Raw genomic sequence first — 17213 nt, 5'->3', positions numbered from 1 at the left:
ATGTCCTGGCCGGTCTCATCTGTGCCGTGGAGGTCGGCGTCACAGCACGACTGGTCGGAGTGTACCTGTTCGACGTCCTCGGCAACAGGGCCTCGGAACCATCAATGGCGTTGACCTCCGCGGTCCTGCTCACCGTCTTCGGCGGATTCCTGGTCCTGGCGGCCCGTGGGTGGTGGCGCGCCGACGAGTGGCAACGGACTCCGACGCTCGTCTGGCACCTGCTGCTCCTGCCCGTCGGCTGGACCATCGGTCAGGGCATGGGGTGGGTCTGGGGCGCGCCGATCCTGCTCGTTGCCGTGGTGGCGGCGCTGCTCGTGTTTGCCACGTCGCGCGACGACGACTGAGGCGGCTCGCTCAGGGCGCACTGGATCGGCGTCGCCTCGCCCGCGAGGACGACGACGCCTCGGCCGGGCAGGTGCTCACTGGGGGCGACCCGCACGCCGAGCGGGTCGCCGTCCGAGGAGCGCGCGGGGCACAGGAGCACCCCCGTGCGTGACCGTGCGAGTTGGGCGGCCAGACCCCGATGGGCCACGGACAACTCGCTCGTTGTCGTCGCCGCCACGACGAGCCCGCCGCTGCCGTCGGCCAGCCGGGCGATCTCGCTCAGCACCCGGGCCACCGCGCCGTCCGGGACGAGTTCGGCATCGTCGACGACGACGGCCAGATCTGGATCGGCTCGGCGCGCGGCCAGGAGCGGCGCCTCGTCGTCCCCGATCGACAGCACGTCGTTGCGGGCGGCGAAGTCCGCCAGGGGACCGCGGCCCCCGGTCACGACGGCCAGCGGTCGGCCCCGGCGCACCAGCTCTCGTGCGATCGTCGCCAGGGTGGTGCTGCGTCCCGATCGGGGTGGGCCTGCGACGACGAAGTGGGCGCCATGGCGACGCGGGTCCCAGGCGATCGGCGTCAGCTCGTCGCCGCCCAGGCCGAGCACGATCTGGCCGTCATCGAGGGGAGCCAGTGCGGACAGGTGGATGTGCCGCGGGAGGGGAGCAACGGTCCACGGACGCTCCGTCGCGGACAGGCTGACGTGCTGGACCGGAGACTCCGAGGCCGCCCGGTGGAACTGCACCGCGATCCCGTCGCTCGAGCGGATCGCTCGCCCCGGTGGCTGCGCGTCGGGCAGGTCCGCGCGACGGAGCCCGGCGAGCGCCACGTCCGCAGGGTCGGCGAGGCGCAGGACGAAGGTCGTGGCGAGGACCGAGGAGATGCGCCCGACGAGGACGGATCGGTCACCGGCGACGACCGCCCGCAGCCCGGCAGCCTCGCCGTCGCGCAGGAGGGTCAGCAGCTCCTCGTGGATCGGGCGCTCGTGCAGCGCGCCGCCGTCGGCGAGCTGTTCCCACCCGTCGACGAGCAGGACGAGGCGCGGCGGCGGGGCCGGCGCCGCGGGCGACCTTCGCCAGGCCTCCCACCAGTCGTCGAGGGTGGCGTGCCCCGCCTCGTGCAGGGCCCGACGGCGCTCGTCGAGGTCGCGGGCGAGGCGCCGCACCAGCCGACGCACCAGGGCGCGGTCACTGGGATCGACGACCGACCCCACCTGCGGCAGTTGGGTGAGCCGCGACAGGGTCCGCGAGATCACCTGGAGGTGGGCGGCCCGCGCAGGCAGGTGAGTCCCGATCGACATCGCGAGGGTGTGCAGCGCCGTGCTGCGACCGCTGCCGCTCGACCCGACCACGGCGTCGTGCCCGTGCGCCGTCAGGCTCCACACGAGCGTGCGCTGGGCCTGATGCGCCGGCTCGTCGGTGACGCACCAGGGGACGGCCACGGGGTCGTCCTGCGGGACGGTCACCAGCGCGGGAGCCGCGGGGCCCGGCAGGGGAAGGTCCGCCGGTAGTGGTGGGAGCCAGGGTCGGTGGGGCGCCGGTAGGCCGAGGGTGGCGGCGGCCGCAGCCATGGTCGCGGTGAGCCGAGCGAGGTCGGTCGGACCCTCCGCCTCGCACGGGGGAGGTGCGGGAGAACCGGCCCGGCGAACGACCACCGCTGCCAGGCCACCGTCGTTCCGGGACCCGGCGTGCCCGCTGACGCGGGCCACGTGGAAGGGGCGCAGAGGTGAGGACCCCGTGCGCACGAGCGCCCGGCCGGGCAGCCCCTCGGGCAGGTCGGCCGCAGCGGAGTCCTCGAGGACGTCGTCGCTGTCGATCCGATCGCGCACGCGCAGGGCGATCCGCAGGTTGACGTTCGCCTTCACGTCCGCACTGACGACCCCACCCGGCCGTTGGGTCGCGAGGATCACGTGAACTCCGAGCGACCGGCCGACGGCGGCGATCCGGACGAGCCCGTCGAGGAAGTCGGGTTGCTCCTGCGCGAGGACGCGGAACTCGTCGATGACGACGACGAGTCGGGGGAGTGGCGGCGCGGTGTGGTCGCGCCGCAGGTCGGCGATGTCCGTGGCGCCGGCCGCGGCGAGCAGGCGTTCGCGCCGGACGAGTTCGGCCTGCAATGAGGCCAGCGCTCGGCGGGACCCGTGGGCGTCGAGGTCGGTGAGGAGGCCGACGGTGTGCGGCAGCGACGCACACTCGCGGAAGGCGGAGCCGCCCTTGTAGTCGACGAGCACGAAGGTCACCTCGTTCGGGGAATTGGCCACCGCGAGCGAGGTGACCCAGGTCCGCAGCAGCTCCGACTTCCCCGAACCCGTCGTCCCGCCGACCAGCGCGTGCGGCCCCTCGCCGATGAGATCGATGGCCTGCGGCCCGTCCCGGTCCGCGCCGATGACGACCCTCGTCGTGGGCGGTGTCCGCCACCCGGCCGCGATGGCCGCGTCGTCGTCGGGGTCCAGGCCGAGCAGGTCGATGAGGTGGGCGTCGGTCGGCAGGGCGGAGGCCGCCGAGGGGGTGGCATCGCGAAGGGGAGCCATCCCGCGGGCCAGCCGTTCGGCCCACCATGCCCCCACGGCATCGGCGACCACCTCGGTGCGCTGCCCCCCCGCCACGGTCACGGTTGCCGGGGTGAGCGCCAGGTCGAGGACGGCGCGGCACTCGGCCGGCAGTGCCGCCTCCTCCCGGTCGAGGGCGATCACCTCGATGCCGGCGTCAGCACCCTCGGCCAGCACCCGGCGCAGGACGGGGTGGGTGCGCAGGCCGTGGGCGCCGACGAGGACGACGACGTCGCGATGGCCGGCGGATCCGCCGGGACTCAGGGTGGGTGCGGTCGCTCGGGCGCGGGCCGCGTCGAGGCGAGCGACGAGGGGTTCGAGCACGCGAGCGGCGGAGCCGGGCGACCTTCCGTCGAGCACGACGACGCGGGCCGCGTGCGGGTCGCCGGCAGCGCCCCCGGCTTCCATCGGGCCCGCCGCTCCGGCCGGTCGCGCGTGAGGCAACCACCGCGCCCACGCCCAGTCGGTGAGGTCCTCGGGACGGGATAGCAGGACCCAGAGGCTGACGTCCCCGGGCGAGTGCAGGGCGGCGACCTGTCCGACCAGGTGGGCCGCGACTCCGTTGACGAGATCGGGCGATCCGCAGACCCCGAGGACGCCGACGGCGAGCAGGTCGAGGACGACGGGGGTCTCGCGCAGGCGCGGTGGCCGCGCGCCGTGCCCCGTCACGGTGATCGCCGCGTCCTGAGTGCCGGTGCCGACCCGCAGGGCGAGGTGATCCAGACGGTCGGGACCGCGCTCCCAGAGGCGGTCGCCGGGCGTGACGACGTTCGCGAGGACGGTGGCGGCGTCGGGGAAGCGGTGCTCGCGGTCTCGACGTTCGAGGGCCACGGCCCGCGCGATGCGGCCGCGGACCTCGGCCATCTCCTGCACGTGCGCCGCGTGTGCCACCCGATGGTGACGTCGGCGCCCCCAGCGATCGGACCAGGCGCTCGCGAGCATCATCAGCGGACTCATCAGACCGAAGAGGAGCAGTTGCGGTCCCAACATCAGCGCGAGGACCGCGCACACCGGGAGCGGGACGAGCATCGCGACCCAGGGGAGGGCGCGACGCTCGGGGACCTTCGGCGGGCGTGACAACTCGACCGCGACCGCCGGTGGAGCGGGTCGCACGCGTGCGCTCCGGTTGACCCGGATCGTCCCGTCGCCGGGTCGCGTCACCGCCGCCGGCCGCACCACCGGGACCTGCACGCGCATCTCCGTGCTGCCCGCACGGATGACCTCATCCGCAGCCACGCGGAGGCCATCGGGGGGCACGAGTTGGCCACCGAGGCGCGTGCCGTTGGTCGATCCGCCGTCGCGCAGCCGGACGCCGTCCGCCGCGACGTCGAGGCTCAGGTGTCGGCGGGAGAGGTCGGGGTCCGCCACAGCGATGGTCGCGGCCCGGCCGACGTCGTGACGACCGGGTGGAAGGGGGTGACTGCGGCCCGCGTCGGGGCCGGCCGTGACGACCAGACGTAGCGGCGGCGGCGCGGCGCGGCCACGCCAGGCGGGTACGACGGGACGGTCGACCGACACGACGGCACCGTCGAGCAGCGGCGCCGCGCCCAACGGGTGGGTCCCCGGGAGGTCGGCGTCGCCGACGGCGACGGTGGAAACGACGCAGCCGAGGTGTCCCTCGAGGGCGGTCGCCAGGTCGGCGACCGTGTGGCCCCGGTCGGCGGTCACGACGATCTCCTCGCGTCGGCCGAGGCCCCCTCCCGACACGAGGGTGAGATGCAGCTCCATGCCTCAGCACGCTACGGAGGATCGCCGGAGCGCCCCCGAAGTTCTCCACAGGCACGTGGCGTGACCTAGATTCTCCTCAGCGGAACACCGGACGGGAAGGGGGAGCGGGTGGCTCGACTCAGCACGCGTGGACGAGCCGTCGTGGCCATCAGCAGCCTGCTCATCATCGCCCTCGTCGCGGCCGGCATCGTCGTCGTCGTCAGCATCGGCCGGGCCGTCGGTGACCTCGTCGGCGCGGTCGAGGACGTCGTGGCCACCGCACCCACGACGCCCGGATCGACCCCCTCGCAGGAGCCGTCGCCGTCCTCGCCGGTCCCGTCGGCCACTCCTCGATCGCCCGTCGAGGACCCCGGCACGGCGGTGGAGGACCCGGCGTCAATCCCGGGGAAGTATCGTGCCGCACTGAGCGAGCCCCGCGAGGACAGCGCCTACCCGGAGGTCGGCGACCCCGGCGTCGACGCCCTCCACTACGGGCTCGACCTGACGTGGGACCGCGACGCGGAGGTCCTCTCGGGACGCGCGCGAGTCACCTTCCGAGCGACCGCCGACGCCTCGAGCGTCACGCTCGACCTCGGGGAGCCCCTGCGGGTGCGCAGCGCGCGGCTCGACGGCGCCACCGTGCGCACGGACCACGACGGCACGCACCTCGTCGTCCACGCACCGGTGAAGGACGACGCGGTGCACACCCTCGTCGTGGACTATCGCGGGACCCCCCAGCCGGTCGCCGCGCCGTCGACACGGTCGGACATGACGGGCGGACTGGGCTGGACCGTCGACCCGCGCGGCCAGGTCTGGACCATGCAGGAGCCCTATGGGGCCCACACCTGGTATCCGGTCAACGACCACCCGTCGGACAAGGCGTTCTACGACATCACGGTGCGCGCCCCGCGCGGGTGGGTCGGGATCGCCAACGGCGCGCTGCGCTCACGCAAGGACACCGCCGACGCCACGGTCACCCGCTGGTCCCTCGCCTCGCCCGCGTCCTCCTACCTCACGACGATCGCCATCGGCGACTACCGCCAGTTCACGGCGAAGGCGGCCGGTGGCCGCGTCGTCTCGCTGTGGGCGGCACCGGGGAGCACCCGGGCCGCCAACGACGTGCGCGTCGCCGCCGACGCGCTCGACTGGCTCGAGTCCCGGCTGGGCGAGTACCCCTTCGAGACCCTCGGCTTCGTCGTCGTCGACTCCGACAGCGCGATGGAGACGCAGACGATGATCACCATGGGGGACACCGAGTACGCGCTCGAGCCGGCCACCTTCGTCCACGAGTTGGCCCACCAGTGGTACGGCGATCTCGTGACCCCCACGGACTGGCGGGACGTCTGGATGAATGAGGGGATGGCCACCTACCTGCAAGTCGTCTGGGAGAGCCAGCACGGCGGCTACCCGCTCGAGGCCCACCTCGCCCTGTGGCGCATGGAGGACGGCTCGCTGCGCGCCGACGCGGGGCCACCGGCCGCCTTCGATCCCGAGGACTTCGGGGTCAACAACGTCTACACGAGCCCCGCGCTCATGTGGCACGACCTGCGCGGGCGACTCGGGGACGACGCCTTCTGGCGCATCGTGCGGGACTGGCCACGGGTGCACGATCTGGGCCACGCCACGCGCACCGAGTACCTCGCCTGGGTCGAGAAGAGGGCCGACGTCGGTGACCTCGACCCCTTCTTCGATGCCTGGCTCCTGGGGGAGACCACCCCGCACTGACGAGGAGTCGGTCTGCGTGTAGGCCTGCGGACGGGCCGCACGTGCGCCACGATGGAGGTGTGCCTCTCACCTTCCCCGAGCCTCTGCGTCCCGGTGACACGATCGGCGTCACGGCACCCTCATCGGGCGTCGAGGACGACCTGCGCCCGCGCCTCGACCACGCCGTGGCCGTCCTGCGCGACCGCGGCTTCGAGGTCGTGCTCGGGGAGTGCCTCGGGACACCCAGCCACGTCAGTGCCCCGCGCCGGGCCCGCGCCGACGAGCTCATGTCCCTGCTCGTCGACCCCGACGTGGTGGCCGTCGTCCCGCCGTGGGGCGGCGAGACCGCGACGGATCTCCTGACGCTGCTCGACTTCGACGTCCTTGCCGCGTGTGACCCGTCGTGGCTCGTCGGATTCTCCGACCTCAGCACGCTCATGCTGCCCATCACGCTGCGCTCGGGCTGGGCCACGCTCCACGGCTGGAACCTCATGGACACGCCCTACGAGCCCGCGCCGGGGCTGCTGCACTGGCTCGACGTCGCCATGGCCGAGCCGGGTGCCACCCTGACGCAACGAGCGGCCACCCACTGTCGCTCGTCGGGCTGGGACGACTACCGTGCCGACCCCACCGTCTCCCGGATGTCGCTGACGGATCCCACGCGCTGGAGCGTGCTCGGGCAGGACGGCCCTGCCGGCCATGACCCCGTCGACGTCTCGGGCCGGCTCATCGGTGGTTGCCTCGACACCCTCACGCACCTCGCCGGCACGCCCTACGGTGACGTGCGCGCCTTCGGGATGGAGCACGCGCAGGAGGGGCTGATCGTCTACCTCGAGGCGGCCTCGGCCAATCCCTTCGAGGTCGACCGCATCCTCCACGGGATGACCTACGCCGGCTGGTTCGACCATGCGAACGCCGTCGTCATCGGCCGCACGCCCGTCCCGGACGCTCCCGGCTTCACCCACCACGAGGCGGTCGCGGATGCGCTGGGAGAGCTCGGGATCCCCGTCGTCCTCGACGGCGACTTCGGGCATCAGCAGCCCTGCTCCGCCTTCGTCAACGGGGCACTGGCCCGCCTCGTCGTCGACGGCGACCGGCAGGAGATCACCCAGACCCTGCCCTGACGGCGGTGGTGCGTGCATCTCCTAGGCTGGTCGGCATGACGACGCGACACGACGGACGGACCCCCGAGCAGACCCGCGACGTGCGGATCACCCGCAACTGGCTCGATCACGCCGAGGGCAGCGTGCTCGTCGAGTTCGGCCGGACGAAGGTGCTCGTCGCGGCCTCCTTCACCGAGGGGGTCCCGCGCTGGCTCAAGGGCAAGGGCACCGGCTGGGTCACGGCCGAGTACGAGATGCTGCCGCGCTCGACCAACACCCGCAGCGACCGCGAGTCCCGTCGCGGCAAGGTCGGCGGCCGCACCCACGAGATCTCCCGGCTCATCGGGCGCAGCCTGCGCGCCATCATCGACACGAAGGCGCTCGGCGAGAACACCCTCGTCCTCGACTGCGACGTGCTCCAGGCCGACGGCGGCACGCGCACGGCCTCGCTCACCGGCGCCTACGTCGCGCTCCACGACGCCATCGAGGACGCCCGCGCGAAGGGGCTCATCGCCAAGGACGCCCAGCCGCTGACGGGGTCGCTGGCGGCCGTGAGCGTCGGCATCGTCGACGGGGTCGCCGTGTGCGACCTGGACTACCCCGAGGACTCGACCGCCGAGACGGACATGAACGTCGTCATGACGGGCGACGGCAAGTACATCGAGGTGCAGGGGACGGCCGAGGGGCAGCCCTTCGAGCGGGAGCTCCTCGATCAGCTCCTCGAGTTGGCGGCGGCCGGGTGCGCCCACCTCACGCAGGTGCAGCGTGACGCCCTTGCGGAGACGCCGCGCGAGCGGATCGCCTGATGGGGGCACGCGTCGTCCTCGCGACGCTCAACGAGCACAAGGTCCACGAGCTCCGGCAGATCCTCGCCGAGGTCGTCGCCGACCTCGACCTCGAGATCGTCTCGGCCGCGCAGTTCCCGGAGGTGCCGGACGTCGCCGAGACCGAGGTGACCTTCGCCGGGAACGCCGCGCTCAAGGCACGCGCGCTCGCGGCGGCCACGGGGTTGCCCGCGCTCGCCGACGACTCCGGGTTGGCCATCGACGTCCTCGGCGGCTCGCCGGGTGTCTTCTCCGCGCGCTGGTCCGGCCGGCACGGCGGAGCGGAGGTGTCGCGCGCCGAGCGCGACGCCAGCAACGTCCAGCTCGTCCTCGATCAGCTTGCCGACGTCCCCGACGAGCACCGTCGGGCCGCCTTCCGCTGCGCCGCCGTGCTCGTCCTTCCCGACGGGACCGAGCGGGTCGCCGAGGGCTCCGTGCCCGGGGTGATCCTGCGGGATCCGTTGGGGGACAACGGGTTCGGCTACGACCCGATCTTCCGCCCCGACGGCGACGAGCGCAGCCTCGCGCAGTTCACCGACGAGGAGAAGAACGCGATCTCGCACCGGGGCAACGCCTTCCGGGCGATGATCCCGATCCTGCGGGAGTCGCTCTCCGGCGGCGACGCATCCGCCGAGACGCCGAGTGCCGAGGCGCCGGAGCACGACGGCCTGAACTAAGGTCTCTGCACGACGCGCGCGTGGTGGAACTGGCAGACACGCAGGATTTAGGTTCCTGTGCCCTCGGGTGTGCGGGTTCGACTCCCGCCGTGCGCACTGTGCTTTGCCGCGTCAGCGACGCGTGCGAGCAGGCACCGAGGCCGGGTCGAAGCCGTAGGGCAGCTCGAGCCGGTTCGCGCGCATGAGATCGGCGTCGCCGAGGATGGCCGCGGTCGGACCGTCAGCGGCGACGATGCCGCCGGCGAGCACGACGGATCGCTCGCAGAGCTGGAGCGCGTACGGCAGATCGTGGGTGACCATGAGGACGGTGACGTCGAGGGCCTCGACGATCTCCGCGAGCTCGCGCCGCGAGGCGGGGTCGAGGTTGGAGCTCGGCTCGTCCATGACGAGGATCTCCGGCTCCATGGCCAGGACCGTGGCGACCGCGACGCGCCGACGTTGGCCATACGACAGGTGATGCGGCGGGCGGTCGACGAAGTCGGTCATGCCCACGGCGGCGAGCGCCTCGTGCACCCGCTCGTCGAGGGCGGCGCCGCGCAGCCCGAGGTTGGCGGGGCCGAAGGCGACGTCCTGCCGGACCGTCGGCATGAAGAGTTGGTCGTCGGGGTCCTGGAAGACGACGCCGACGCGGCGCCGGACCTCGAGCAGGTTCTCCTTCGTCACGGGCAGGCCGGAGACGCTCACCGAGCCGGCACCCGCGGTGAGGATGCCGTTGAGGTGGAGGACGAGGGTCGTCTTGCCGGCGCCGTTGGGACCCAGGAGTGCGACGCGTTCGCCGCGGTGGACATGCAGGTCGACGCCGAAGAGGGCCTGGTGGCCGTCCGGGTAGGCGTGGGCCAGTCCGCGCACGTCGAGGACGGGAGTCGTCATCGCCCGGCCGCCATCGTGAGTGCCGTGACGGCGGTCAGCGCCGCGGCGCCGGACACGGCCATCCCCCGGAGCCACGGCAGTGCGCCGACGGGGTGTGCCGCGGCCGCACCGGTGTCCGGCATCCCGCCGTCGTAGCCGCGCGAGAGCATCGCCAGGTGGACGCGCTCGCCGCGTTCGTAGGAGCGGATGAAGAGGGCGCCGGCGCCCGACGCGACGACCGGCCAGTGTCGCGGGTTGCTGGCGACGAAGCCCCGGGCTGCGCGGGCGAGGGCCATCCGCCGCATCTCCCCGGTCACGACGTCGAGGTAGCGGACCATGAAGGCGAGGATCTGCACGAGTTGGGGCGGCAGTCGCAGGCGTTCGAGCCCGGCGACGAGGTCGTGTGCCTCGGTCGTCGAGGCGACGACGAGGGACGCGAGGACGCCGAGGGTCCCCTTCGCCAGAAGTCCCCAGGCCGCGAGCAGGCCGGCCTCCGACAAGGTGACCGGCCCCACGGTGACCCGCGGGCCGGTGGCGATGACCGGCAGCAGCAGGGCGAACACGACGAAGGGGGTCTCGACGATCATCCGGCGTGCCAGGTGGGCGAGCGGGACGCGCGAGACGGCGATGACCAGGAGCAGCAGACCCAGGTGCACGGCGAACGCCCACGGCACGTCGCGGGGCGTCAGGACGACGGCGAGGACGAAGGTGAGCAGGGCGACGATCTTGATGTGCGCCGGGAGCCGGTGGACGGGGGAGTGCCCGTGGAAGTGCAGCGTGTGTCCGTGCGGGGCGCCCATCTCAGGAACGCTCGGAGCCGCGACGGTCGGACCCGCGCCGGACGAACCACAGGACCCCGGCCATGAGGGCGCCGGTCAGGGCGATGCCGGCGATGCCGGCGAGGGCACTCGACAGAGGACCGTCGACCCCCTTCGCGGCGTAGTCGGCCAGCGGCGAGTCGGCCGCGGCGTGGTCGCCGGCCGTGCTCGCGAACCCCAGACTCTCGGCGACGTGCTCGAGCCCGTCCGGGCTGCTCGAGGCGAACCACGACAGCCCCGCGGCGAGCAGGACACACACGGCGAGTCCGACGAGGACCACGGTCCGCGTGGACGGGCGGCGGGTCGGGGTCGGCGCGATCATGCCGGGGCTCCCGTGCGGATGGTCAGTTCGCGGGCGGCCGTGAGGTCCGCGGCGCCGCGCACGAGGTCGGGGCGAGTGGCGGCGATGCTGCTCACCGCGAGCGTCGTGATCGCGGCCTCGCCGAGGCCGATGAGCACGTGCCACGTGAGCATGGCCGTCATCAACGTGCCCAGGTCGATCGGCGCCGTCCCGCCCATGGCGTAGAGGAGGGTGAAGGCGGCCGCCGTCACCGGCACCGAGACAAAGGCGGCGATGCCCGCTGCGGCGGAGACCGACGAGATCCGTCGGGGGAGAGCGCGCCGCGCCAGCCGGAAGGTCGCCCACGCCGCCCACACGGCGACGATCCCCATGAGCGTGATGTTGGTGCCGAGCGCGGTGATCCCACCGTCGGCGAAGACGAGGGCCTGCACGATGAGGACGCACGACAGACACAGGGTCGCGGTCCACGGGCCGACGAGTACGGCGGCGAGGGCGCCACCGAGCAGGTGCCCCGAGGTGCCGGCCCCGACCGGGAAGTTGATCATCTGTCCCGCGAAGACGAAGACGGCGACGAGGCCCGCCAGCGGTGCGGCCCGGTCGTCGAATTCCCTGCGGGCGCCGCGCAGGGCGAGGCCGATCCCGGCGGCGGCGACCACGGCGGTGCCCAGCGAGGTCGGGGCGTCGAGGAAGCCGTCGGGGACGTGCACGAGTGCTCTCCTGGTCGTCGGTGCGCCCGGCTGGGATAGGTTGGCCGGAGACGCTCAACCACTTTAGTGCAAACGATTTGCGACAAGGCGAATCGGCCACGACGACACCATCAGGAGTCCCGCGTGACGCAACGACTGAGTCCCGGGGATGTCGCCCCGGACTTCACCCTCTCCGACGACACGGGTGCGAACGTGACCCTCTCGGAGCTGCGCGGCCGCAAGGTCATCGTCTACTTCTACCCGGCCGCGATGACCCCCGGCTGCACGAAGCAGGCCTGCGACTTCAGCGACTCGCTCGCGTCCCTGCGCGAGGACGGCTACGAGGTGCTGGGCATCTCGCCGGACAAGCCGGAGAAGCTCGCGAAGTTCCGCGACCGGGACGGGCTGACGCTGCGGCTCCTGTCCGACCCGGAGAAGGAGGTCCTCACGCGGTGGGGCGCCTTCGGCGAGAAGAAGTTGTACGGCAAGGTTGTCCAGGGAGTGATTCGCTCGACCTTCGTCGTCGACGAGGACGGCAAGATCGCCCACGCCTGGTACAACGTCAAGGCCACGGGGCATGTCGCCAAACTGCGGCGCGACCTCGGGCTGGACCGAAACGGAGACGACGCATGAGTTCAGCCAATCCGTCCATCGCCGCCCTCGAGGCCGAGATCGCCGCGAGCCGGGAGCGGCTGGCCCGCACCGTCGATGAGCTCGCACGTCAGGCGACGCCGAAGGCCATCGCCAACCGCCAGAAGGCCAACGCCCGGGCCCGCTTCGCTGCGGCCACGACGACGCCCTCGGGCGAGCCGCGCACCGACCGGATCGTCGCCCTCGGCGCCGCCGGTGTCGTCCTGATCGCCCTCGGCCTCTGGCGGCGCAGCCGCGCCTGATCCGCAGGTCATGACGAAGGGGACCGCGCACGTGCGCGGTCCCCTTTGTCATGTGCGCCCGTTCAGTCCCGTGCCACGAGGTGGCCGTCGACGAGGTCGTAGCTCGTCTGGTCCGCCAGTGCGGGGGAGTAGGCGTGGACGCTGAACGCCGGGCCGCCGCCGAGGTTGATCACCTCGTGGACGTGAGGTGAGGCGAAGGCGGACCCCTGCGAGGGCAGGAACTCCTCCTCGCCGACACCACCGGCGCGGGTGCGTTCGGTGAGGGCGCCCCGGACGACGACGAAGGCGCCGTTGGACGGGCCGTGGTCGTGCCAGCCGGTGGTGGCGCCGACGGGCCACGAGATGAGCCACATCTGCAGGTCACGGGTTGAGGCCAACTCGTGGCGGCGGCGTTCGGTCGGGTCCAGGCCGACGAGATCGGCCAGGTCCGGGTCGCGGGCGAAGAGGTGAGCGGTGCGCAGCAGTTGGGTGGGGGTGAAGTGCGAGATGCCCGGTGTGCGGGTCGCGGACGAAAGGGTCATTCCAGGTCTCCGGGTGGTGCGCGGCCGGTCCGCCGAAGGTGCGTCGGGCGGGGGTGGCCAAGGGGCTGTCGGCGTGCGGTGGCGTCGCGGTGCAACGCGGGGGCCCGGGGTTCCGGGCGGCCGGACGTGGTCAGGCGCGACAGCGATACCGCAGGAGGCTGCCGCGCACGGGCATCTGCGCGCGCCAAGCCTGAGCGGTGGAGGTCATGACTCCAGTGGATCACACGGGACGCCGCGGGGGCGCGTCGGGCGGCGGCGGTCTCAGGCCGTGGGACCGCTGGAGGGGTCGGTGGCGACATGACGAAGGCCGGATCGCGAGCGATCCGGCCTTCGTCTTCGGTGCGCCATCAGGGACTCGAACCCCGAACCCGCTGATTAAGAGTCAGCTGCTCTGCCAATTGAGCTAATGGCGCGCGAGGAGAGACAGTAGCACCAGTGGCGGCCCGGCGCGAAATCGGCGCTGCCGGAGGGGTGCTCGCTCCTCGGGGTCGCGATCAGTCGTCGATCGGACGGCCGTAGGAGCCCTCGCCGCGAGGCCCGAAGGAGTCGTCGAATTCGCGGTCGCGACGACGCCGGCGAGCGAGCAGGAGAAGGGCCGCGACGATGGCCAGCAGCGCCGCGAGGGCGGCAGCCAACCACGGCAGGGGGATGTCGCTCCCCGCGTCCTCGTCACCGCTGGGTGCCGCAGCGGTCGTCGACGATGACGACGTGCTCGGAGCGGTCGTCGGCGGCACGGCCTCGGTGGTGGACGACCCGGTCGTCGAGGTGGTCGGCTCGGACGTCGTCGGTTCCGACGTGGTGGTCGTCGTGCTGCTGGGCTTCGTGGTCGACGTGCTGGACTCGGCACTCGTGGGCGAGGACGACGAGGAGACGCTGTCGTCGCTGGCGCCGTCGCTCTCCCCGAGGACGAACGAGTAGGTGCCGCTGATCGGGTGCCCATCAGCGCTCACGACCCGATAGGAGACCTCCCAGTCCCCTTCGGCCATCGTCGGGTCGACCTCCTGGAACACCCGGGAGCCCTCGACCTGCGGCTTCCCCTTCGCGGCGCTGGTGCCGCCCTTGGTGATCTCGACCGTCGCGAAGGACGTCCCGATCTGCTCGCTGAAGGTGAGCATGATCTGCACGGGCGCCGCCGTGAGGTGCGCGCCGTCCTCGGGGGAGGACGACACGAGCCGCGCGTGGGCGCTGGCCGGTCCGGCGGTCGCGAGCGTCGCAGCGAACAGCACCAGGGCAGCAAGCAGGGCGATCGTGGGGCGGATGGTCCGGGGCATGGTCTCGACTCGGGTCACTTCCCCATCGTGCCTCACGGGTCTCTCCGGGCGATGGATGAGGGGTGGTCACGAGCACGGTGTCGGAGCAGGTACGATGGTCCGCGCTGAAGGAGACCGGCCCGTGAAAGCGGTGTCGGCCTCGTTTCATGGTGGGTGTAGCTCAGCTGGTAGAGCACCGCGTTGTGGTCGCGGTGGTCGCGGGTTCAAGTCCCGTCACTCACCCCAGGCAGAACGCGAACGGCCCCGGATCTCTCCGGGGCCGTTCGTCATGTTCGGGGTGGGCCTGCCACCTGCCGAGTCAGGCGTCGGGGTGCGTCACCACGTGCCGCTCGGCCAGCTTGCGAGCGGTCGCCGAGTCGATCCCCGGCTGCGGGACGAAGACGGCCTCGCGGTAGTACCGCAACTCGGCGATGGACTCCCGGATGTCCGCCAGGGCCCGGTGGCCACCCGACTTCTCGGGGGAGTTGAAGTAGGCGCGCGGGTACCAGCGGCGCGACAGCTCCTTGATCGAGGAGACGTCGATGATCCGGTAGTGCAGGTGCGCCTCGAGCTCTGGCATGTCGCGAGCGAGGAAGCCGCGGTCGGTGCCGACGGTGTTGCCGCCCAGCGGGGCCTTGCCGGCCTCGGGAGCGAACTCGCGGATGTGATCGAGGACGAGCTGCTGTGCCTCCTCCATCGTCACGCCGTGCTCGAGTTCCGCCAGCAGACCGGAGGTCGTGTGCATCTCCCGCACGAAGTCGTTCATCTGCTCGATCGCCTCGGCGGGCGGCCGGATGATGACGTCGACGCCGTCGCCGAGCTGGTTGAGTTCGAAGTCGGTGACGAGCGCAGCCACCTCGATCAGCGCGTCGTCGGTGAGCGACAAACCAGTCATCTCACAGTCGATCCAGACGATGCAGTCGGTCTTGGCACGGTCGGTGAAGGGGGCTGTCACGCCCGCCACTCTAGGGGAACGGGGGAGTCCGCTTCCGTATAGCCTTCGACGCATGACTGTGCCCGACACCCGCGTCGCGCCCTACGACCCCGCCTACGAGACGGCAGTCGCGCGTGCGAACCCCACGGGCCGGCCCCTCCTCCGAGGCTGGCTCCTGACCGGCCTCGTGTCGGCTGGCTTCGCGCTGGCGGCCCTCGTCCTCACGGCCTACTACGGGGCAACCTTCGGCGTCGTCGCCTTCCCGCTGGGCCTCCTCTTCGCGGCCCTGCCGCTGGGCATCGTCATCCCCACCTTCCTGTGGCTCGACCGCTTCGAGGCGGAGCCGAAGAAGTACCTCATCACCGCCTTCCTGTGGGGCGCGCTCATCGCCGCCCTCGTCGCCGCGCTGTTCAACACCGGCGCGCTCATCGTCTTCGAGTCGGCGACCGACCAGACGTCGGCGCGGTCGGCGACCGCCGTCGCGATCGCGCCCCTCGTCGAGGAGTCGCTCAAGGGCCTCTTCGTCCTGCTCGTCTGGCGGCTGCGTCGCCGCGAGTTCGACGGCCTGACCGACGGACTCGTCTACGGCGGCGTCACGGCCGCCGGCTTCGCCTTCACCGAGAACATCCAGTACCTCGCGCACGCCTTCACCGAGGGCGGCCCGGAGATGTTTGCCGGCACCTTCCTCGCCCGCGGCCTGCTCAGCCCCTTCGCCCACCCGATGTTCACGATCCTCACCGGGGCTGGCATCGGCGTCGCCGCGACGTCACGCACGTGGCTGCCGAAGGTCGCGGCGCCGGTGATCGGCTGGACGCTGGCCGTCCTCGCCCACGGCGCCTGGAACCTGTCGGCCGTCTCGGGTGCACAGGGCTTCGTGGCCGGCTACGCCCTCGTCGGCTTCCCGCTCTTCCTCGCCTTCCTCGCCCTCGTCCTCTGGGCGCGGGCCCGGGAGGGCCGACTCATCGCCCAGTACCTGCACCCCTATGTCGACGCCGGCTGGCTCTCCCGCGGTGAGGTCGCGATGCTCTCGCAGATGCGTCACCGTCGGGAGGCCAACGCATGGGCCAAGCTCAACGGCGGAGCTCAGGCACTCAGGGCGATGCGGGCCTTCCAGGACTCGGCCAGCGAGTTGGCGCTCCTGCGCAAGAGGATGTCGCACAGCGCGGCGGACGACCATGCGCTGGCGACGGAGCGCATCCTGCTCGACTCCCTGACGGCGCGGCGCCGGGAGTTCACCGGCCAGGCGCTCGTCTGATCACGGGCCGCAGCGCCAGTGGGAGGTCGGTCAGGACGCTGACGGCGCAGAGGTGACTCGCGTGCCGCAGCGGCACGTCGAGCATCTGCACGGCAGCCGGTGCCGGTTCCGTCGCGCGCCAGTCGACGAGCGACGCCACCTCGGCGGGTCCGGACACGACGATGTCGGTGGGGTCGACGACGAGGCCGTGCCCGGTGGCCTTGAGGACCGACTCCTTGCGGGCCCAGATCCGTGCGCGGGCGTTGAGCAGGGCCGCGCCGCGGCGGCCCGCGAAGGCAGCGACCTCCTCGGGCGCGAGAGTGACCCGGTCGTAGGTCGCGAAGTCCGTCTCGGCGACCTCCTCGGTGTCGATCCCGACCGCACCGGCCTGGGTCACCGCGACGACGGCGAGCTGACGGGTGTACGAGAGCGAGAAGGACCATCCCTCGTGGCCCACGATGCTGGGCTTGCCGTGGGTGTCGCTGCCGCAGGTCGTGCAGCGTCGCTCGAAGGCGAGCCCTCGCGGGTCGGCATCGAGGATGTCCCCGAGGGTGCGGCGCTGCAGCGCGTGGGCGGCGACGAAGGGGAGTGGCTCGCGGCGACGATGGGCGCGCTCCCGTTCGCCGTCGTCGAGCAGGTCGAGCAGCCCGGCGTCGTCGACGACGGGTGCCTCGCGCACCTGCACCTCGGCGACCACGAGCCGATCATGGCAGAGGCCCGCGCTCACCTACACTGGGGCCGCGCCATTCACGGCCGGCCCCCGTAGCTCAGCTGGACAGAGCAAGAGCCTTCTAATCTCTAGGTCGCAGGTTCGAGTCCTGCCGGGGGCGCCCTCGACAG

At 72.4% G+C, this 17213-nt stretch carries 17 protein-coding genes and 4 tRNA genes; 11 read left to right on the top strand and 10 right to left on the bottom strand.

Annotated elements, in window-relative coordinates; genetic code table 11:
* Positions 1 to 104 precede the first annotated feature (104 nt).
* Positions 105 to 344 carry a hypothetical protein gene (locus ACQBAS_RS08560; RefSeq protein WP_427383379.1) on the top strand — a complete coding sequence of 80 codons (240 nt, stop codon included), beginning with the start codon at positions 105 to 107 and terminating at the stop codon, positions 342 to 344.
* Here the strand turns inward: ACQBAS_RS08560 and ACQBAS_RS08555 are convergent.
* Positions 251 to 4600, bottom strand: a complete 4350-nt coding sequence (locus ACQBAS_RS08555; protein WP_427383378.1) for an FtsK/SpoIIIE domain-containing protein — start codon at positions 4598 to 4600, stop codon at positions 251 to 253. The two genes, ACQBAS_RS08560 and ACQBAS_RS08555, sit on opposite strands and share 94 nt — an antisense overlap.
* A 108-nt stretch (positions 4601 to 4708) precedes the next feature.
* Between ACQBAS_RS08555 and ACQBAS_RS08550 the strand changes: the two genes are divergently transcribed.
* The 5 genes from ACQBAS_RS08550 (at position 4709) to ACQBAS_RS08530 (ending at position 8983) form a co-directional block, all read left to right on the top strand.
* The gene (locus ACQBAS_RS08550) at positions 4709 to 6304 is read left to right on the top strand and encodes a M1 family metallopeptidase (protein ID WP_427383377.1); all 1596 of its coding nucleotides are present in this window, start codon (positions 4709 to 4711) and stop codon (positions 6302 to 6304) included.
* 59 nt (positions 6305 to 6363) lie between these two features.
* The gene (locus ACQBAS_RS08545; RefSeq protein WP_427383376.1) at positions 6364 to 7407 is read left to right on the top strand and encodes a S66 family peptidase; all 1044 of its coding nucleotides are present in this window, start codon (positions 6364 to 6366) and stop codon (positions 7405 to 7407) included.
* A gap of 35 nt (positions 7408 to 7442) precedes the next feature.
* Entirely contained in the window at positions 7443 to 8192 is a 750-nt protein-coding gene (rph, locus tag ACQBAS_RS08540; protein ID WP_427383375.1) for a ribonuclease PH, read from the top strand.
* Positions 8192 to 8887, top strand: a complete 696-nt coding sequence (rdgB, locus tag ACQBAS_RS08535; RefSeq protein WP_427383374.1) for an RdgB/HAM1 family non-canonical purine NTP pyrophosphatase — start codon at positions 8192 to 8194, stop codon at positions 8885 to 8887. Before rph ends, rdgB begins: the two co-directional genes overlap by 1 nt.
* A gap of 14 nt (positions 8888 to 8901) precedes the next feature.
* A tRNA-Leu gene (locus ACQBAS_RS08530) sits at positions 8902 to 8983 on the top strand.
* Positions 8984 to 8998: 15 nt separating this feature from the next.
* On the opposite strand, the gene ACQBAS_RS08525 is transcribed toward ACQBAS_RS08530, so the two are convergent.
* Genes ACQBAS_RS08525 through ACQBAS_RS08510 form a run of 4 tightly spaced genes read right to left on the bottom strand, consistent with a single transcriptional unit; the run spans position 8999 to position 11562 of the window.
* Positions 8999 to 9757 carry an energy-coupling factor ABC transporter ATP-binding protein gene (locus tag ACQBAS_RS08525; protein ID WP_427383373.1) on the bottom strand — a complete coding sequence of 253 codons (759 nt, stop codon included), beginning with the start codon at positions 9755 to 9757 and terminating at the stop codon, positions 8999 to 9001.
* Positions 9754 to 10536, bottom strand: coding sequence for a cobalt ECF transporter T component CbiQ (gene cbiQ / locus ACQBAS_RS08520; protein ID WP_427383372.1), 783 nt, complete (start codon positions 10534 to 10536; stop codon positions 9754 to 9756). Before cbiQ ends, ACQBAS_RS08525 begins: the two co-directional genes overlap by 4 nt.
* Before the next feature lies 1 nt (position 10537).
* Positions 10538 to 10876, bottom strand: coding sequence for a PDGLE domain-containing protein (locus tag ACQBAS_RS08515; protein ID WP_427383371.1), 339 nt, complete (start codon positions 10874 to 10876; stop codon positions 10538 to 10540).
* Positions 10873 to 11562: an energy-coupling factor ABC transporter permease gene (locus tag ACQBAS_RS08510; protein ID WP_427383370.1), complete on the bottom strand. Its 690-nt coding sequence runs from the start codon at positions 11560 to 11562 to the stop codon at positions 10873 to 10875. Before ACQBAS_RS08510 ends, ACQBAS_RS08515 begins: the two co-directional genes overlap by 4 nt.
* Positions 11563 to 11685: 123 nt before the next feature.
* On the opposite strand from ACQBAS_RS08510, the gene bcp reads away from it, so the two are divergent.
* Positions 11686 to 12174, top strand: coding sequence for a thioredoxin-dependent thiol peroxidase (gene bcp / locus ACQBAS_RS08505; RefSeq protein ID WP_427383369.1), 489 nt, complete (start codon positions 11686 to 11688; stop codon positions 12172 to 12174).
* The gene (locus tag ACQBAS_RS08500; protein ID WP_427383368.1) at positions 12171 to 12434 is read left to right on the top strand and encodes a DUF3618 domain-containing protein; all 264 of its coding nucleotides are present in this window, start codon (positions 12171 to 12173) and stop codon (positions 12432 to 12434) included. The genes bcp and ACQBAS_RS08500 overlap by 4 nt, the downstream gene beginning before the upstream one ends.
* A 62-nt stretch (positions 12435 to 12496) precedes the next feature.
* On the opposite strand, the gene ACQBAS_RS08495 is transcribed toward ACQBAS_RS08500, so the two are convergent.
* The 3 genes from ACQBAS_RS08495 to ACQBAS_RS08485 form a co-directional block, all read right to left on the bottom strand.
* A complete protein-coding gene (locus ACQBAS_RS08495; RefSeq protein WP_427383367.1) occupies positions 12497 to 12955 on the bottom strand; it encodes a cysteine dioxygenase in 459 nt (152 codons plus the stop codon).
* A gap of 340 nt (positions 12956 to 13295) precedes the next feature.
* A tRNA-Lys gene (locus ACQBAS_RS08490) sits at positions 13296 to 13368 on the bottom strand.
* An 81-nt stretch (positions 13369 to 13449) separates the two neighbouring features.
* Complete coding sequence (locus ACQBAS_RS08485) at positions 13450 to 14244, bottom strand: copper resistance CopC family protein (protein ID WP_427383366.1); 795 nt, start codon at positions 14242 to 14244, stop codon at positions 13450 to 13452.
* A 131-nt stretch (positions 14245 to 14375) separates the two neighbouring features.
* Between ACQBAS_RS08485 and ACQBAS_RS08480 the strand changes: the two genes are divergently transcribed.
* A tRNA-His gene (locus ACQBAS_RS08480) sits at positions 14376 to 14451 on the top strand.
* Positions 14452 to 14524: 73 nt separating this feature from the next.
* On the opposite strand, the gene orn is transcribed toward ACQBAS_RS08480, so the two are convergent.
* Positions 14525 to 15100 (bottom strand): oligoribonuclease, encoded by a 576-nt coding sequence (gene orn, locus ACQBAS_RS08475; protein WP_427385607.1) that lies wholly within the window; start codon positions 15098 to 15100, stop codon positions 14525 to 14527.
* Between the two features lie 112 nt (positions 15101 to 15212).
* Between orn and ACQBAS_RS08470 the strand changes: the two genes are divergently transcribed.
* Positions 15213 to 16394, top strand: coding sequence for a PrsW family intramembrane metalloprotease (locus tag ACQBAS_RS08470; protein ID WP_427383365.1), 1182 nt, complete (start codon positions 15213 to 15215; stop codon positions 16392 to 16394).
* Here ACQBAS_RS08470 and ACQBAS_RS08465 read toward each other — a convergent pair.
* On the bottom strand, positions 16372 to 17070 hold the full coding sequence (locus ACQBAS_RS08465) for a 4'-phosphopantetheinyl transferase family protein (protein WP_427383364.1): 699 nt from the start codon (positions 17068 to 17070) through the stop codon (positions 16372 to 16374). The genes ACQBAS_RS08470 and ACQBAS_RS08465 overlap by 23 nt on opposite strands.
* Positions 17071 to 17129: 59 nt before the next feature.
* Between ACQBAS_RS08465 and ACQBAS_RS08460 the strand changes: the two genes are divergently transcribed.
* A tRNA-Arg gene (locus ACQBAS_RS08460) sits at positions 17130 to 17203 on the top strand.
* Positions 17204 to 17213 lie beyond the last annotated feature (10 nt).

The organism is Janibacter zhaoxuefangae (assembly GCF_050271985.1).
Taxonomy (GTDB): domain Bacteria; phylum Actinomycetota; class Actinomycetes; order Actinomycetales; family Dermatophilaceae.
This window is presented reverse-complemented; position numbering and strand designations above follow the sequence as displayed.

Coding starts and splice junctions, on each gene's coding strand:
- ACQBAS_RS08525 (WP_427383373.1), bottom strand. CDS start 9,757: ATGACGACTCCCGTCCTCGACGTGCGCGGACTGGCCCACGCCTACCCG.
- ACQBAS_RS08470 (WP_427383365.1), top strand. CDS start 15,213: ATGACTGTGCCCGACACCCGCGTCGCGCCCTACGACCCCGCCTACGAG.
- ACQBAS_RS08495 (WP_427383367.1), bottom strand. CDS start 12,955: ATGACCCTTTCGTCCGCGACCCGCACACCGGGCATCTCGCACTTCACC.
- ACQBAS_RS08515 (WP_427383371.1), bottom strand. CDS start 10,876: ATGATCGCGCCGACCCCGACCCGCCGCCCGTCCACGCGGACCGTGGTC.
- cbiQ (WP_427383372.1), bottom strand. CDS start 10,536: ATGGGCGCCCCGCACGGACACACGCTGCACTTCCACGGGCACTCCCCC.
- rph (WP_427383375.1), top strand. CDS start 7,443: ATGACGACGCGACACGACGGACGGACCCCCGAGCAGACCCGCGACGTG.
- ACQBAS_RS08500 (WP_427383368.1), top strand. CDS start 12,171: ATGAGTTCAGCCAATCCGTCCATCGCCGCCCTCGAGGCCGAGATCGCC.
- orn (WP_427385607.1), bottom strand. CDS start 15,100: ATGACTGGTTTGTCGCTCACCGACGACGCGCTGATCGAGGTGGCTGCG.
- rdgB (WP_427383374.1), top strand. CDS start 8,192: ATGGGGGCACGCGTCGTCCTCGCGACGCTCAACGAGCACAAGGTCCAC.
- ACQBAS_RS08555 (WP_427383378.1), bottom strand. CDS start 4,600: ATGGAGCTGCATCTCACCCTCGTGTCGGGAGGGGGCCTCGGCCGACGC.
- ACQBAS_RS08560 (WP_427383379.1), top strand. CDS start 105: ATGGCGTTGACCTCCGCGGTCCTGCTCACCGTCTTCGGCGGATTCCTG.